Annotated in this window: 14 protein-coding genes; 7 read left to right on the top strand and 7 right to left on the bottom strand. The window is 64.8% G+C overall.

What is annotated here, in order from left to right:
- Positions 1–39: 39 nt before the first annotated feature.
- The 6 genes from uvrA to ACUH78_RS14055 all read right to left on the bottom strand — a co-directional run bounded on the left by uvrA (position 40) and on the right by ACUH78_RS14055 (position 9,794).
- A complete protein-coding gene (gene uvrA, locus ACUH78_RS14080) occupies positions 40–5,715 on the bottom strand; it encodes an excinuclease ABC subunit UvrA (RefSeq protein ID WP_445333792.1) in 5,676 nt (1,891 codons plus the stop codon).
- Between the two features lie 109 nt (positions 5,716–5,824).
- A complete protein-coding gene (locus tag ACUH78_RS14075; protein ID WP_445333769.1) occupies positions 5,825–6,994 on the bottom strand; it encodes a glutaredoxin family protein in 1,170 nt (389 codons plus the stop codon).
- A complete protein-coding gene (locus tag ACUH78_RS14070) occupies positions 6,994–7,524 on the bottom strand; it encodes a prolipoprotein diacylglyceryl transferase (RefSeq protein WP_435751232.1) in 531 nt (176 codons plus the stop codon). Before ACUH78_RS14070 ends, ACUH78_RS14075 begins: the two co-directional genes overlap by 1 nt.
- A 146-nt stretch (positions 7,525–7,670) precedes the next feature.
- Positions 7,671–8,228 carry an elongation factor P gene (gene efp / locus ACUH78_RS14065; RefSeq protein WP_418365277.1) on the bottom strand — a complete coding sequence of 186 codons (558 nt, stop codon included), beginning with the start codon at positions 8,226–8,228 and terminating at the stop codon, positions 7,671–7,673.
- A 65-nt stretch (positions 8,229–8,293) separates the two neighbouring features.
- Complete coding sequence (gene earP / locus ACUH78_RS14060) at positions 8,294–9,481, bottom strand: elongation factor P maturation arginine rhamnosyltransferase EarP (RefSeq protein WP_445333768.1); 1,188 nt, start codon at positions 9,479–9,481, stop codon at positions 8,294–8,296.
- Between the two features lie 49 nt (positions 9,482–9,530).
- Complete coding sequence (locus tag ACUH78_RS14055; protein WP_445333767.1) at positions 9,531–9,794, bottom strand: hypothetical protein; 264 nt, start codon at positions 9,792–9,794, stop codon at positions 9,531–9,533.
- A 99-nt stretch (positions 9,795–9,893) separates the two neighbouring features.
- Here ACUH78_RS14055 and ACUH78_RS14050 point away from each other — a divergent pair, with 99 nt between their 5' ends.
- Positions 9,894–10,799, top strand: a complete 906-nt coding sequence (locus tag ACUH78_RS14050) for a hypothetical protein (RefSeq protein WP_445333791.1) — start codon at positions 9,894–9,896, stop codon at positions 10,797–10,799.
- A gap of 13 nt (positions 10,800–10,812) precedes the next feature.
- Here ACUH78_RS14050 and ACUH78_RS14045 read toward each other — a convergent pair whose 3' ends face one another.
- A complete protein-coding gene (locus ACUH78_RS14045) occupies positions 10,813–11,547 on the bottom strand; it encodes a 16S rRNA pseudouridine(516) synthase (RefSeq protein WP_418365280.1) in 735 nt (244 codons plus the stop codon).
- Between the two features lie 60 nt (positions 11,548–11,607).
- On the opposite strand from ACUH78_RS14045, the gene ACUH78_RS14040 reads away from it, so the two are divergent.
- From ACUH78_RS14040 to ACUH78_RS14015, 6 genes are all read left to right on the top strand, one after another.
- Entirely contained in the window at positions 11,608–12,075 is a 468-nt protein-coding gene (locus tag ACUH78_RS14040; RefSeq protein WP_418365281.1) for an SRPBCC family protein, read from the top strand.
- Between the two features lie 47 nt (positions 12,076–12,122).
- Positions 12,123–13,121 (top strand): recombination-associated protein RdgC, encoded by a 999-nt coding sequence (locus ACUH78_RS14035; RefSeq protein WP_445333766.1) that lies wholly within the window; start codon positions 12,123–12,125, stop codon positions 13,119–13,121.
- Positions 13,122–13,473: 352 nt separating this feature from the next.
- Positions 13,474–13,917 (top strand): NfeD family protein, encoded by a 444-nt coding sequence (locus ACUH78_RS14030; protein WP_418365283.1) that lies wholly within the window; start codon positions 13,474–13,476, stop codon positions 13,915–13,917.
- 27 nt (positions 13,918–13,944) lie between these two features.
- On the top strand, positions 13,945–14,808 hold the full coding sequence (locus tag ACUH78_RS14025; RefSeq protein ID WP_435751226.1) for an SPFH domain-containing protein: 864 nt from the start codon (positions 13,945–13,947) through the stop codon (positions 14,806–14,808).
- A gap of 72 nt (positions 14,809–14,880) precedes the next feature.
- Positions 14,881–15,261 carry a hypothetical protein gene (locus ACUH78_RS14020; RefSeq protein WP_418365285.1) on the top strand — a complete coding sequence of 127 codons (381 nt, stop codon included), beginning with the start codon at positions 14,881–14,883 and terminating at the stop codon, positions 15,259–15,261.
- 354 nt (positions 15,262–15,615) lie between these two features.
- Entirely contained in the window at positions 15,616–15,945 is a 330-nt protein-coding gene (locus tag ACUH78_RS14015; protein ID WP_445333765.1) for an NIDO-like domain-containing protein, read from the top strand.
- Positions 15,946–15,954: the final 9 nt, after the last annotated feature.

Here is a 15,954-nt window from a genome sequence, read left to right as displayed (position 1 = left end):
CATGACCAGGACATCATGCCATGGTTCCGCTGCACTGCATCATCCGGCCTTGCGCTGGGCCAGGAACTCGCGCAGATGGCATCCGGTATGCGATTCCGGCGTTGCCATCGCCACCTCCGGCGGGCCCTCGGCCACCACGCGGCCGCCACCGTCACCGCCTTCCGGGCCTAGGTCGATCAGCCAATCGGCCTCGGCCATCACGTCGAGATCGTGCTCGATCACCAGCACGGTGTGGCCGGCGTCGGTCAGGCGGTGCAGCACGCGGATCAGCTTGTCCACGTCAGCCATGTGCAGGCCCACGGTAGGCTCGTCAAGCACGTACAGGCTGTGCTTGTCGGCCGGCAGCGGCACGCCACCAGTGTCCTCGGCGTCGCCCGGGCGGCGGCGCACCTTGGCGAGTTCGGTGACGAGCTTGATGCGCTGCGCCTCGCCGCCCGACAGCGTCGGGCTGGGCTGGCCCAGGGTCAGATAGCCGAGGCCGACGTCCTGCAGCAACTGCAGCGGATGCGCGATCGCCGGATGGGCGGAGAAGAAATCCACCGCCTCGTCCACCGGCATCGCCAGCACCTCGGCCACCGTCCTGTCCTTCCAGCGCACTGACAGCGTCTCGGGATTGAAGCGCGCGCCGCCGCAGCCCTCGCAGGGCGTCTTCACGTCGGGCAGGAAGCTCATCTCGACGGTGGTCTGGCCGGCCCCATCGCACACCGGGCAACGCCCGGCGCCGGTGTTGAAGGAGAAGCGCGAGGCGTTCCAGCCGCGGGTGCGGGCGTCGAAAGTGTCGGCGAAGAGCTTGCGGATCGCATCCCAGAAGCCGACGTAGGTCGCCGGGCAGGAGCGCGGCGTCTTGCCGATCGGAGTCTGGTCGACTTCCAGCACGCGGCCGACCTGCTGCCAGCCGTGGATACCCTTGCAGCCGACCAGCGCCTGGTCGACCTCCTCCGGCTGCGCCTGGCCGCGGCGGCGGGCGCGGGTGGCCTCGGGGTCGCCGAGGCGGGCGCGCAGGTTGGCGTGGATGACGTCGCGCGCCAGACTGGACTTGCCCGAGCCGGACACGCCCGTCACCACGATGAGGCGCGCGAGCGGGATGCGCACCGAAATATCGCGCAGGTTGTGCAGGTTGGCACCTTCGATGCGGATCGCGGAGTGCTCGTCCGCCACCGCGCGGCGCGGTCGCAGCGGATGCTGCAGCGGGTGACGGAAGCATTCGCCGGTGGCGGATTCGGGCGCGGCGAGCAGGTCGTCGATGCGGCCTTCGGCCACCACCCGGCCGCCGCGCACGCCGGCGCCGGGGCCGAGGTCGATGACATGGTCGGCGCGGCGGATGGTGTCCTCGTCGTGCTCCACGACCAGCAGCGTATTGCCGCGGTCGCGCAGCGCTTCCAGGGTGTCGAGCAGCAGGCGGTTGTCGCGCGGGTGCAGGCCGATCGTCGGCTCGTCGAGGATGTAGCACACGCCGCGCAGGTTGGAGCCGAGCTGCGCCGCCAGGCGGATGCGCTGCGCCTCTCCCCCGGACAGCGTAGGCGCGGCGCGGTCCAGCGCCAGGTAGCCGAGGCCGACGTGCTGCAGGAAGGCCAGCCGCCCGCGGATCTCGCTGACGAGGTCGCGCGCGATGTCGGTTTCACGCTCGTTCAATGCCAGATCGGCGAAGAAGCCGGCAGCCTTGTCCACGGGTTGGGCCGCGAGCTGGTGCAGGCCGAGGTCGCGGAAGCGCACCGCGCGCGCCACCGGATTGAGGCGCGCGCCGTCGCAGGCGGGGCAGGGCTCGTCGCTGACGATGACCTCTTCCGCATCGCCGAGGTCGAGCGCGTCGGGGTCCTCGATGCGCGCCGCCGTCTTCAGCCCGGTGCCGTAGCACTTCGGGCACCAGCCATGCTTGGCGTTGTACGAGAACAGGCGCGGATCGGGTTCGGGGAAGCCGGTGCCGCAGTTGGGGCAGGCGCGCAGCGTGGAGAAGGTGACCGGCACCGCGCCGAGCTTGCCGATCTCGAGCACCTTGATCACGCCCTTGCCGATGTCCAGCGCCTGGCGCACGAACTCGCGCAGCGTGGCCTCGTTCTCCGGCTGCACCACCACCATGCCGGTGGGCAGCTCGATGTTGTGCTCCTTGTAGCGGTCCAGCCGCGGCCACTTGGCGGTGGGCAGGTATTCGCCATCGACGCGCAGCTGCGCGTGGCCCTTGCCGCGCGCCCACTTGGCGAGGTCGGTGTACAGGCCCTTGCGGTTGACCACCAGCGGCGCCAGCACTTCGATGGACGCGCCACGCAGCTCGCGCTGGACCTGGGCGACGATGGCCTCGAAGCTCTGCGGCGTCACCGGCACGTCGCAGTCGGGGCAGAACTGCGTGCCCAGCTTCACGTACATCAGGCGCAGGAAGGGGTGGATCTCGGTCAGCGTCGCCACCGTGCTCTTGCGCCCGCCGCGACTGGTGCGCTGCTCGATCGCCACCGTCGGCGGGATGCCGAACAGGCCGTCGACGTCGGGTCGGCTGGCAGGCTGGACGAACTGGCGCGCGTAGGCGTTGAGCGACTCCAGGTAACGGCGCTGCCCCTCGCCGAACACGATGTCGAAGGCCAGCGTGGACTTGCCCGAGCCGGACAGGCCGGTGATCACGGTGAACTGGTCGCGCGGAATCTGCAGACTGACGTTCTTCAGGTTGTGCTCGCGGGCGTGGCGGATCTCTATCGCCGGCGCAGCAACCGGGCGATATTCCACCCGCGGCTCGGCGGCGACCCGCGGCGCCGTGCGCGTCTTCTCCAGTTCCGCCGCGTAGTCCCGCAATGCCCTGCCGGTATGCGAGCTTTCATGCCCGCGCACGACTTCCGGCGTCCCCTCGACCACCACCGCGCCGCCGCCTTCACCCCCTTCCGGGCCGAGGTCGATGATCCAGTCGGATGCGGCGATGACGTCGAGGTTGTGTTCAATGACAATCAGCGAATGGCCGGCCTGCAGCAGCTTGTCGAAGGCCCCCAGCAGCTTGGCGACGTCCTCGAAGTGCAGGCCGGTGGTGGGTTCGTCGAACAGGAACAGCAGCCCGGGCTCGGGCGCGTTTTCGGCGTTGCCAACAGATTTGCCAACAAAGTTATCCACAGCCCTGGCTTTGCGGACAGGCCTTCTCTGTGCTGCCTCGGCGAGATGGCCGGCGAGCTTCAGACGCTGCGCTTCGCCACCCGACAGCGTCGGCACGGGCTGGCCGAGGCGCAGGTAGTCGAGACCGACATCCGCCAGCGGCGCCAGGGCGGCGAGCACCTTCGGGTGTTCGCGGAACACGTCCAGCGCCTCATGCACCGTCAGTTCCAGAATATCCGCGACAGAACGCCCATTCCATTGAAGTTCAAGCACTTCCGGCCGGTAGCGCTTGCCGTCACAGTCCGGACAGCGTAGCCAGACGTCGGACAGGAACTGCATCTCGACATGTTCGAAGCCCGAGCCGGTGCAGGTCGGACAGCGGCCGTGACCGGCGTTGAAGCTGAAAGTACCGGGGGAGTAACCGCGCTGCTTCGCCTCCGGCAGGGCGGCGAACAGGTTGCGGATCGGGTCCCAGGCGCCCACGTAGCTGACGGGGTTGGAACGCGAGCTCTTGCCGATCGGCGACTGGTCGACCATGACCACGCCGCGCAACTTATCCACACCTTCGAGGCGGTCGAAATCGCCCGCTGATTCGGATGCCTCGCCGAAATGCTTGGCCAGCGCCGGGAACAGCACGTCCTGGATCAAGGTCGATTTGCCCGAACCGGACACGCCGGTCAGGCAGGTCAGGCGCTGCAGCGGGAAGCCGACGGTCAGGTCGCGCAGGTTGTGCTGGCGCGCGCCGACCAGAGTCATGCGCGGCGTGGCGTCATCGACCGGCCGCGGCGGACGATCGACGTCGATGCGCTTCCTGCCCGCCAGCCAGGGGCCGGTCACCGAGTCCGGGTTGGCGGCGATCTCGGCCGGCGTGCCGCGCGCGACGATGTTGCCGCCACGCTCTCCCGGGCCGGGGCCAATCTCGAGCAGTTCGTCAGCGGCGACCATCACCTGCGGGTCGTGCTCCACCACCACCAGCGTGTTGCCGGCATCGCGCAGCCGTGTCATCACGCCGAGGATGCGGCCGATGTCGCGCGGGTGCAGGCCGATCGAAGGCTCGTCGAGCACGAACAGGGTATTGACCAGCGAGGTGCCGAGCGCGGTGGTCAGGTTGATGCGCTGCACCTCGCCGCCCGACAAGGTGCGCGACTGGCGGTCCAGCGTCAGGTAACCGAGGCCGACGTCGGCGAGGTAGTTGAGCCGGCTGCGGATCTCGCCCAGCACCAGCTCGGTGGCTTCGTCGGGCACGCCCGGCAGTGCGAGCGCGGCGATGGCCTCGCGGATGCGATCGACCGGCAGGGCCATCAGTTCGTGAATCGCGACACCTTTGTCCCCCACCGGCAGCCGCCACAGCAGCGCATCCGGCTTCAGCCGCGCCCCGTGGCAGGCCGGGCATTCCGTGTAGCTGCGGTAGCGCGACAGCAGCACGCGGATGTGCATCTTGTAGGCCTTGGTCTCCAGCCAGTCGAAGAAGTGGCGCACGCCGTACCAGTAGCGCGGCCACGAGCTGTCCCAGTTCTTCCACTTCGGGTCGCCCTCGAACAGCCACTGGCGATGCTCGGGCGGCAGGTCGCGCACCGGGATGTCCATCGCCACGCCATATTTCTTTGCCATCTTCTCGAGATCGGCCTGGCACTCGCGGTAGCTCTCGGTCTGCCACGGCTTCACCGCGCCTTCGGCAAGCGTCTTCGACTCGTCCGGCACCACCAGCCCGAAATCGACTCCGATCACTCGGCCGAAGCCGCGGCAGGTCTCGCAGGCGCCGATCGGCGAATTGAAGGAGAACAGGCCGGGGGTGGCGTCCGAGTAGTGGATGTCGCAGTCCGCGCAGTGCAGGCCAGACGAGTAGCGCCACACCGCCTCGCCCGGCGTCCGATCCTTGGACTCCGACTTCACACCCTCGCCCGACGCATAGACGGACACGCGCCCGTAGCCGCGATGCAGTGCCGTCTCCAGCGCCTCGGCCAGGCGCGCGTCCTCGGCGTTCGACGCGCGGAAGCGATCCTGCACCACCTGCAGCACGTCCTGTCCCTCGGCGCCGGCACCGGCAATGCGTTCCTGGATGCGGGTGTAGCCCTGGGCGTTGAGCAGCCCGGTCACTTCCGCTTCGCTGAAGTTGGACGGCACCGGCACCGGAAAGCACACCACCAGGCGCGGGTCGCCTCCCGCCTGAGCGCGCGCGCGCAGATCGGCGGCGATGCTGACCGCTGAATCGCGGCGTACCGGCTTGCCGCAGCAACGGCAATGCAGGTGCGCGGCGCGCGCATACAACAGTTTGAAGTGGTCGGCGAGCTCGGTCATCGTGCCCACCGTCGAGCGTGAGGTGCGCACCGGGTTTGTCTGGTCGATCGCGATCGCCGGCGGCACGCCCTCGATGCGATCCACCTGCGGCTTGTCCATGCGGTCGAGGAACTGGCGCGCGTAGGGCGAGAAGGTCTCGACGTAGCGCCGCTGACCCTCTGCGTACAGGGTGTCGAACACCAGCGAGGACTTGCCCGAGCCGGACACGCCGGTCACCACCGTGAGGCGGTTCAGCGGCAGGTCGAGCGACAGGTTGCGCAGGTTGTTCTGGCGCGCACCGCGGATGCGGATGGCGTCGACGATCGGGGCGGGGGCATCGACCGGGGTGTAGCGGGTTTCGGACTTGGACATGGACTCGAACACGAGGATGTAAGCCGCCATTTTAGGCGCGGACCCGCCTCGGACTCATGCGCGCAGGAAAAGCTCCCGATGACACGAAAAGCGTTTCACGCCTGATCCTCTACATCAGCCACGCCGGTCGCAGCAGCATTACGGTGCCCAGTGCGAGCATCACCGCCCCCGACAGCAGCTTGAGCACGCGCCCGCCACGCTCGGTGAGCTTTCCACTGCCAAGCGCCAGCACCGCCGTCCCCACCATCAGCGCATCGTCGGCAATGTAGGCGAAGATGTAGAGAGCGAGGTAACCGTAATGCGCCTGCGGCGAGAGCGCATGCTGGGTGAGTACCGCGGTATAGATCGCTGGCAGGCCGGCAGTACACAACAGCTCGACGAAGTTCACCCCCACGGCAAGGACGGCGACGGCCACCAGCGAGGCCGACAGTGATCTAGCTTTCAGGATGGCACGTACCCGAGCATAGATGCCAGGTTTGGCCGATTCGGGAATGGACAGCGAGACGCCACGGCGAAACGCAAAGAAATCCTTCACGTTGACCAGACCGATCAGCATGGCGAGTGCTGCGAGGCCGATGCGCAGCGCGTCGGTCATGCCGACGAACAGGAAGACATTGAGCCACGCCGCCATGAAGGCGTAATACACCGCACCGCTCGCGAGCACGAAGGTGCCGGCCACCAGGGCCATGCGCCGCCTGTCCTTCAGCCGTACCAGCAGCGAGAGCAGGAACAGCAGCACCCACATCGCACAGGGATTGAAGCCATCGAGCAGGCCGAGCGCGAGCGTGAACAGTGGCAGTCCTAGTTCGCTGACGCTCAGGGTGCCGAACAGCGCAGATTCGAACCGGTCGCGCGGTGGCGGCGGCAAGGCCTCGATCAGCCGCTCCAGTTCCGAGCCCGTGTGCGCCGCGTCGTCGAATCCGACCAGTACCTGCGTGCCATACACGAAGGTCGGCACCCCGGGCGGCCAGGCACCGACGGCCTGACTGATCGCGACGAGGACGTCACGCGCAGCGGGATCGCGATCGACCTGGCGTAACACGATGCGAAGATCGGGGCGGATGCGCTGGAGTTCGTCCAGATAAGTCTTCGCGTCGGCGCAATGCGGACAGCCATCGCGAACGAAAACCTGAAGCTCTCCTGGCGGTGGAAGCACCAGCGGCGAAGCAGCTTCTGCATCGCCGCTCGCCCAGACAGGCAAGGGAAAAAACAGGGCGAGAAAGACCAGCACGCGTCCGAGCGCTGCCGCCATCCCCACTTGCCGCATCGCGGCGGACATCACTCCTCCGAACTGCCCTTTTCGGCCTCTGCCTCCGGCAAGGTACGCTCCTCTACCGGCGCCGGTTCACCCAACTCCCCGTCGGGCCTGGGACGTACGCTCTCGATCGCCCCCTTGCCGACTTCCCTCAGACGCTGCGCAGCATCGCGCGTAGCCTCTGCGATGCGGTGAGCCGCCTGCTCGGCAGCCTCCTTCGCATCGCGTACCGTCTGAGCACCGGTGGCGGACTCGCCCTCACCTGCAGGTCCGCTGTCACGAATCGCCCCCTCGGCTGACTCGACGACCGCCTGCACGGTGGCTGCACCCGCCTCGCCAGCTTTGCGCGCAGCCTCGCCAGCCTTCTGCAGCGCCTCACGAGCGGCATCCGCCGCCTTCTGGCGGGCCGCCGCCGCATCCTCCCGCGCCGCTTCCGCAGCAGGGGCCTCGGGCGTGGCTTCCTTGACGGGCGCAGGCGCCTGTTGCGGTTCGGCCGAACAGGCTGCAAGAATCGCCAGCGACAGAATGGGAACGAGCAGGGACAGCGGTTTCATGAGCATTGTCAGACGGAGCAGGAAGCGGCGAATGGGGTGAGCTTACCGAATCCCGACAGCAAAACAATGCGCAGATTTCACGCTGCAACATCCAGAAAGCAAATGGGCCCTTGCGGGCCCATTGCAGCGATCGACGTAAGGCGCGCTTACTTGACGCGGTTCTTGTACTCGTCGGTGCGGGTGTCGATCTCGATCTTGTCGCCGATCTCTACGAAGGCCGGCACCGGCAGCTCGAAACCGGTGGAGATGCGGGCCGGCTTCATGACCTTGCCCGAGGTGTCGCCCTTGACGGCGGGCTCGGTGTAGACGACCTCGCGTACCACACTGTTGGGGAGTTCGACCGAGATCGCCTTGCCGTTGTAGAACACGACTTCGCACTGCAGACCGTCCTCGAGGTACTTGAGGGCGTCGGTCATGTTGTCGGCTTCGACCTCGTACTGCTCGTAGTCGGCGTCCATGAACACGTACATCGGATCTGCGAAGTACGAGTAGGTGACTTCCTTGCGCTCCAGCACCACGACCTCGAACTTGTCGTCCGCCTTGTACACCGACTCGGACGGAGCGCCCGTGAGCAGGTTCTTGAGCTTCATCTTCACGACCGCAGCGTTGCGGCCGGATTTGTTGTATTCGGCCTTCTGCACCACGAGCGGGTCGCTGCCCACCATGATGACGTTGCCCGAGCGGAGTTCCTGAGCGGTTTTCATGCTGTTTCCCGAATTGATCGCTGCGGCGAGCGGCCGCATGTGCTTGAAAAATTTAGCCCGCGATTCTACCGCGGGCTTTGGCGGATGTGGGAGCAGAATTTTGTCAAGTTGTCTGCGAGGTCGGGGAGGGCGGCCTGCGCGACACACCAGCTCCGCGCGTGTTCGGCGAGCACCGGGAGGGCCTCGGAAAATGCGGGCCAGGCGCGTGCGGGGCGAATACCTTCACCCGGGCATGCGTTCCAGGCGCGCCAGAACGCAGCATGTGCGTCAGCGGTTGCCGCAGGCAGACCTGGCCGATGGAGCGCAAGGAAGGCATCGAGCTTCTCGTGATGCACGGCATCGGCCTGCGGGTAGATCTGCCAGACGAAGGGACGAGCCGCCCACTGCGCGCGCACGAAGGAATCCTCGCCGCGCACGAAGTTGAGATCGCTCGCCCAGAGCAGCCGATCGTAGCCATCCTGATCCGTGAAGGGGAGTACATGGACATCCAGACTACCGCGCCGGATATGCGCGCCTGCTTCTGGAGCGGGACAGCCCAGCCCGGCAGCGACATCCGCCAGAACACGTGAGACGGGCACCAGCAAGCTGATGCGGCGCGCTCCGGTGGTCCAGCAGCTGATGAGTTCCCCCAGGCCCGGCTGCTCGTAGGCGAAGAGCGACACCCGCAGGGTCTGCGGGTCAATATCCACACCACGCTCCCGCAGCCAGGCGAGTCGGCCCGCTGGATCCTTCACGAACGCATCGCGGCGCTGTAGCAAGCAGGGCTCGCGCAGCAGCCCCCCCACGCGAGGATCGAACCCCGGGAAGAAGAAGTATTTCACCAGCGGCAGTCGCGGATGAGGCGAAGCCATGCCGTGACACCCGACGACCCAAGCCTCGGCGGAGAGGTACTCGAGATTGACCCACACCGGCGGACTGCTCTGCGCAGCCATGACCTCGAGTTGGGACGCCGGCAGTTCGCAGGCGAAGGCCTCCACCACGATCCTGCCGGGCGCCAGGGGCGAGAACGATTCCTCCCAACCGCGCACCTCCACCCCTTCGACCACGCTACCTGCCCGCGGATCGACGTCCGCTGCGGGCGGGCAGATCTGCTGCAGGACCGCCCAGTCATCCACCCAGAGCCTCACCCCTCCGGGCTTGCGCGCGGCCAGATCGCGGGCCAGCCGCCAGCACACGCCGATATCCCCAAAGTTATCCACAACCTGACAGAAGATCTCCCATTCCGGGCGAGATGACGCAGCAGCAACAGTCATATCCTGAACAATCCTGGGAGTGAGCGCTTGAAAGCTTGTGGACAAGCGCTCAAAAGCGAGATGCACCAAAATTGATGGACAATTCCCCCACAGTCACCCAAAGCCTTTCCCACTGACTTCCTCCAGGGGTGAAAAGCAGGTGAAACAAGGTGCGCAGGGACTTATCCACAGATTTTTGGGTACTGTTAACTTTATTGTTGTTTAAATCAATAACTAAATAGAAGAACAAACCCTGAGCGCCGTAAGGCTCGGGCGCACCCGTGTACTTGCAGGTAAAATCGTCTGCAGAAGCGGGTTCTTGGTCCGCAAACATCTAGCCTGCAACGGAACCGTTGCCGGGAAGGGGAGGTTTACCGTGGCAAGACGACATGCCCTACCACTGGTACTGCTGCTGATTGCACCACTCACGAGCCTGGCGGAACGGCATGCCAATACCGTTAGTCCGCAAGCCGCTGAGGAGGAAGGCATTCTGGAAACCACTCGGACCCAGGTAAGAGGGTTCTCGCTGTGGCTGGGAGAAACAGTGAACGACTGGTTCGGCGATCTCCCCTTCGAAGATGGCGGCCGGGTCACCAACGGACGCCTAGGTCTGCGTAACCTCTGGCGGCAGGACGAAGGTTGGGACACCAACGTGCGTTTCCGTGCCCGCTTCGATTTGCCCAACCTGCGCGAAAAGGCATATGTATTCATCGGGCGGCAGAACGAGGACGAGCTCGTGACCGACCAGGCTGAGGCATTCACGCGCGAACAGTTGCTGCTCGAGGAGCGCAGACGGGAAGACCAGACCGGCTTTGCAGGTTTGGGGCTTGCGTTGCGCAGGAACATCGATTTGCGGGCAGGCGTGCGCGGCGGGCTGAAGTTTTACACCCAGGCGCGCTACCGCGAGCAGTGGGCCGTAACGGAACAGGATCGCATCGAGTTCCGTGAGACGATTTTCTGGAATACCTCGCACAAATTCGGTTCCACGACCGCACTCGATTACGAGCACGCCTTCACGCCAACGCTCTCACTGCACTGGCAGAACGCGGCAACCATCTCCGAGAAGACCGACGGTTTCGCCTGGGGAAGCAGCCTGGGTCTGTTCCGTCGCTTTGGTGATGACCGCCTGCTTTCGGGCGAACTGGTGGCGACCGGTGAAACGGGTGCCCAGGAAGCCGTCGGCGAATACGGTGTGCGGATGAAGTGGACGCAACCGGTTTATCGCGAATGGCTGATCGGCGAGCTCATCGTCGGCCATTACTGGCCGCAGTACGATGAAGAAAACCGCGAGCGCGACAAATCCTGGGCGGTCGGCATGAACCTGGAGATGCGCTTCTAGGCGCCTTGAGCCTTCAAGCGTAGTCGGCGAGGCGGGCGAGGTCGTCCGCCTCCAGCCATCGCCACTGCCCTGGCGCGAGCCCGGCAGGCAGGTCCAGCCCTCCCACCCGGCTTCTGTGCAGGGCCTCCACACGATTTCCGGCAGCGCCGACCATGCGTTTGACCTGGTGGTACTTGCCTTCACAGAGGGTCAGGCGCAGCGTGTTCGGGCTGGTGAGCTCGCAGGCCGCGGCGGCGATCGGCGCAGGCTCGTCATGCAGTTCGACGCCGCCGAGCAGGCAATCTGCAAAGGCCTGCTCCACCGCATGCTTCAGGGTGACTTCGTAGACCTTGGGCGTGCGCTTCTTGCCCGAACTCCAGTGGTGGATGAACTGCCCGTCGTCGGAGAGCAGCAACAGCCCGGTGGTGTCCTGGTCTAGGCGGCCTACGCACTGTACGCCGCGTTCCTGCAGTTGCGGCGGCAGCAGGGTGAAGACCGAAGGGTGGAAGGTCGGCTTGGCCGAACACTCATAGCCGGCCGGCTTGTGGAGGACGACATAGGCTCGGGCGCGGAAGCGCCAGTCCTGTTCGCCGACGCGGAATGCGAGACCGGGCGAGCCATCGGTGCTGCCGGCATCGAATTCGGCATACGGATCTTCACAGGCTTCGCCGGCGACGCTGACGTAACCGGCACGGATGAGGGCACGGCATTCCTTGCGGCTGCCGAAGCCCTGGGCATGGAGGAGGCGTTCGAGTTGCATGGCACGCATGTTATCCCGGGTGCAGGCATCCGCGGGTAAACTGCCGCCCTGCCCGCTCAGGAGACCGCCTTGAAATTCGAACACCTGATCGAGGTCAATGATCTCGCCAACCCGCTGCAGATGCAGCTCACACGCGAAGAGCTGTGGTTCGGCCTGTTGTGCCGCGCAGAGGATGCGTGCATCTTCCTGCCCGGCCTGGAGGCCTGCCACATCATCGAGCGCAGCGAAGACCGCCTCGTGCGCGACCTGCACTTCGGCAGCGCCATCATCCGCGATTGTGTCACCTTCGATCCGCTGCACTGGATGCGCTTCGAATCCGAAGCCAATGAGGAACACCCCGGCGGCAGTCTGGTGATCACCATCGAGGAACCCGAGCCCGGCGCCTTCTTCCTGCGTTTCGCCTACCAGACCTCGTTGCCGGAAGGCGGTGAGGAGGGGCGTTACGCGCAATTCGTGCGCTCGGCGTACCACCAGTCCGACCTCGATACCGTGCGCGTGATCCGGATGATCGCCCAATCCCGCGGGCAGGCGCAGTAGCGTCTGGCCCGGACCCGAAACTCCATCAACAGGAAACACCTCCCGACATGTGGTTCAAGAATCTGCAGATCTATCGCCTTCCCGTCCCGTGGGACATGAGCGCCGAGCGCCTCGAGGAGCAGCTCGCAAAGAAGCCCTTTCACCCCTGCGGCAGCCAGGACATGGAGAGTCGTGGCTGGTTGTCGCCACTCGGTAACGAGGTGCTGGTGCACGCCATCGGCGGTCAGTTCCTGATCTGCCTGGGCTTCGAGCACCGCCTGCTGCCCTCTGCGGTGGTCAAGCAGGAAGCAGATGAGCGCGCCGAAGAGCTGGCCGAGCAGCAGGGCTACAAGCTCGGCCGCAAGCAGATGAAGGAGCTGCGCGAACAAGTGACGCAGGAACTGCTGCCGCGCGCCTTCACCCGCCGCCGCCGCATGTTCGCCTGGATCGATCCGATCAACGGATGGTTGGTCGTCGATGCCGCCAGCCAGAGCAAGGCTGAGGACGTGCTCGAACAACTGCGCCACACGCTCGACAGCCTGCCCCTGACCCTGCTGCGTACCGAGTTGTCGCCGACGTCGGCAATGGCCGGCTGGCTGGCCGGCAGTGAGCCGCCAGAGGGCTTCACGATCGACCAGGACTGCGAGCTGCGTTCGGTGGCCGAAGACAAGGCCGCAGTGCGCTACGTGCGGCATCCGCTCGAGGGTGAGGAGGTCAAGGGCCACCTCGAAGCCGGCAAGCTGCCCACCCGACTTGCGCTGACCTTCGACGACCGCATCAGCTTCGTGCTGACCGAGAAGCTCGAGATCAAGCGCCTCGATTTCCTCGACATCGTGCGTGACCAGATTGGCGATGGCGACAAGGATGACGCCGAGGCGCTGTTCAACGCAGAGTTTGCGCTTATGACCGGCGAACTCGCCCATCTGCTTCCTGCCGTGGTGGCTGCACTGGGCGGCGAGATCGCTGCGACAGCACAGGAAGGCCACATGCCTAGCGCTGAACTGCCCCGCCTGCAGGCCCTGAAACCTGTCGAACAAGCGGTTGAGACAGACGATCCTCCGTTCTGAGCACAGCGGTTGGGATAGCGAACAGACGACCTGGCAGCGCGCCGGGTGGTCTGCTTCTGGGTGTACACAATATTTAAAGATTTAAAAGATCATAAAGACAGTACACCCCGTTTTTCTGTGGATAACCGTATTTTCATCATATCGATCAACGATTTGAGTCTCTCGAAAAGCGGTTGAAAACCCCCTCGTCCACGGCAGGATGCTTTGTTGATGAAAATTCTGCTTGGGCGGTTTCAGTGACTTGTCCACAATTCGCTGCCCTGCTTCACCACAGCTTTCCCACTGCGCAGTGCGATGCTTGCAAGCCAACTGTCGCTCCAGCTGCGTTAAAGTCTGACCCATGGATAATGCGATGACTCTTGAATGGTGGCACTGGGAGATTGCCGGCCTCGCGCTGGTGCTGCTCGAGCTTGCCCTGCCCTCCTTCTTCATCATCTGGTTCGGGCTCGGCGCGATGCTCGCCGGCTTGGTCTTGCTTGCCGTGCCCGACCTGGCTTTGTCGAAGCAGATCGCAGCGTGGGTCATCGCGTCGATGGCGATGACGGTCCTGTGGTTCAGCGTGGCGCGGCGAGCGCGCTTCAAGACCCTGATCGGCACGGCGGCGGGCGAAGTGATCGGCGAGATCGGCCTGCTGGTGAATGCGGTTGCGCCCTTTGAGCGCGGCAAGGTGCGCTTTCAGCGTCCGGTGTTGGGTGCCGACGAGTGGGCCTGCGTGTCCGAGACCGCGATTGCGGCCGGTGAGCGGGTGCGGGTGGTGAGCGTGGAAGGCAGTTACGTCAAGGTGGCGAAAGCCTGATCGAAACAGTCCGGAGGAAACGGGTTCATGAATGAAAGTCTCGCCATCGCGATCGCCATCCTGGTGTTCGTTGTCATCACCATCGCAAAAGGCGTGCGCCTGGTCGCCCAGGGCGAAGAGTGGGTGGTCGAACGTCTTGGCAAGTATCACGCCACGCTAGGGCCGGGCCTCAACATCCTCATCCCCTATCTCGACAAGGTGGCTTACAAGCTGGTGACCAAGGACATCATCCTCGACGTGCAGGAGCAGGAGGTCATTACCCGCGACAACGCGGTGATCCTGACGAACGCGATTGCCTTCGTTAAGGTCACCGACCCGGTCAAGGCGGTATATGGCGTGACCGACTTCTCGGAGGCGATCCGCAACCTGATCATGACCACACTGCGCTCGATCGTCGGCGAGATGGAGCTCGACGAGGCGCTTTCCTCGCGCGACAAGATCAAGGCGCGGTTGCGCGAGAGCATCGCCGACGAGGCGGTCGATTGGGGCCTGACGGTGAAATCGGTCGAGATCCAGGACATCAAGCCCTCGCAGTCGATGCAGAAGGCGATGGAACTGCAGGCCGCGGCCGAGCGCGAGCGCAAGGCCGCGGTGACCAAGGCTGAGGGCGCCAAGCAGGCGGCGATTCTCGAGGCCGAGGCGCGGCTGGAATCCGCCAAACGAGACGCCAATGCGCAGGTGATGCTGGCCGAGGCCTCGGCCGAGTCGATCCGCCGCGTCTCGGCCGGCATCGGCGACCAGGCCGGGCCGATGATGTATCTGCTCGGCGAGAAGTACATCGCCGCGCTGGAGAAGCTCGGCGAATCGGGCAGTTCCAAGCTCGTGGTGATGCCCGCCGACCTGCAGGAGACGCTGCGCGGCCTGGTCGGCAGGCTCGGCGCACGCGGCTGAACCTTCGCTCGCATCCGGCCTCACAGACTCGCATTCAATCGCAAGCCCCAAAGCAAGATAAGGAAGATCACGATGACCAAGCCCGCAAGCCTCGTGCGTACCCTGCTCGCCACCCTCGCCTTTGCCGCCGCATCCGGTAGCGCCATGGCGCAGAGTTTCATGACCGACAAGGTCGAGGTCGAGAAGCTGCTGACCGGCGCCACCTTCATCGGCGTGTATCTGCGCACCGAAACCGCCTACACGCTCAAGTTCGGTACCGACGGTACGCTTACCGACACAACCGGTGCCAAGGCACGCTGGTGGGTGGACGAGCAGGGCCGCTACTGCCGCGAATGGCTGGACGGCAAGCTCAAGGGCAACACCGGCTGCATGAACGTCGAGCTCGAGGACGGCCAGGTGGCGCTGTACTCGGACGGCAAGAAGGTGGTCGAAGGCATCATTGCTGGGGAGTGATCCGGGTCAGGTGTCCATAGGGTGTGGCGACTAGCCCACGCAACTGCGGATCGCCTGTGCCGCGATCGGTAGCCATACCCTCGAGATCTGCGCGCGCATCGCAATGATCGCGCGCGTGGCCGAACGCATGGCGGCTCGGTGAGGCCCCGGCGTTCATGCAGGCCGCAAGGCTTGGTGTCGGAACTTTTTACACAAAGGCTGGCATGGATGCGATGGATGGTGTGATTTCCATGTAAAACAAGAACCTGTATTTTTGGCATGAAATTTGCTTTGCATGAGGAAAGAAAGCTCCGATAGGGGCTTTGTGGATTCAGAAAACCATCCATTCATTTACTCATTGCAGGGACCACCAACATGACCAACCCAATGAAGAAGCTTTCCATCGTGCTGCTGATTGCACTTGGCACTACGACTGCACATGCCGCAGCCATCCACGATTCCAGCCTCTTCACCAACACGCTCGCCGCCAATGACGATGGATCAACTGGTCTGGTGTCGATCGGTTTCAGCCTGAACTTCTACGGAAACGCATACAGCAGCCTGTATGTGAATAACAACGGCAACACCACCTTCACCGGTCCTTTGGGGACCTACACCCCGTTCGGCATCACCGGCGTCAGCACGCCCATGCTGGCCCCCAGGGTCATCGCACTCGAATGGCATGCGCCATCTGAAATTTCCTAGAAAAGTCGT

The sequence above is a fragment of the Thauera sp. ZXT1-4 genome (assembly GCF_052598215.2).
This window is presented reverse-complemented; position numbering and strand designations above follow the sequence as displayed.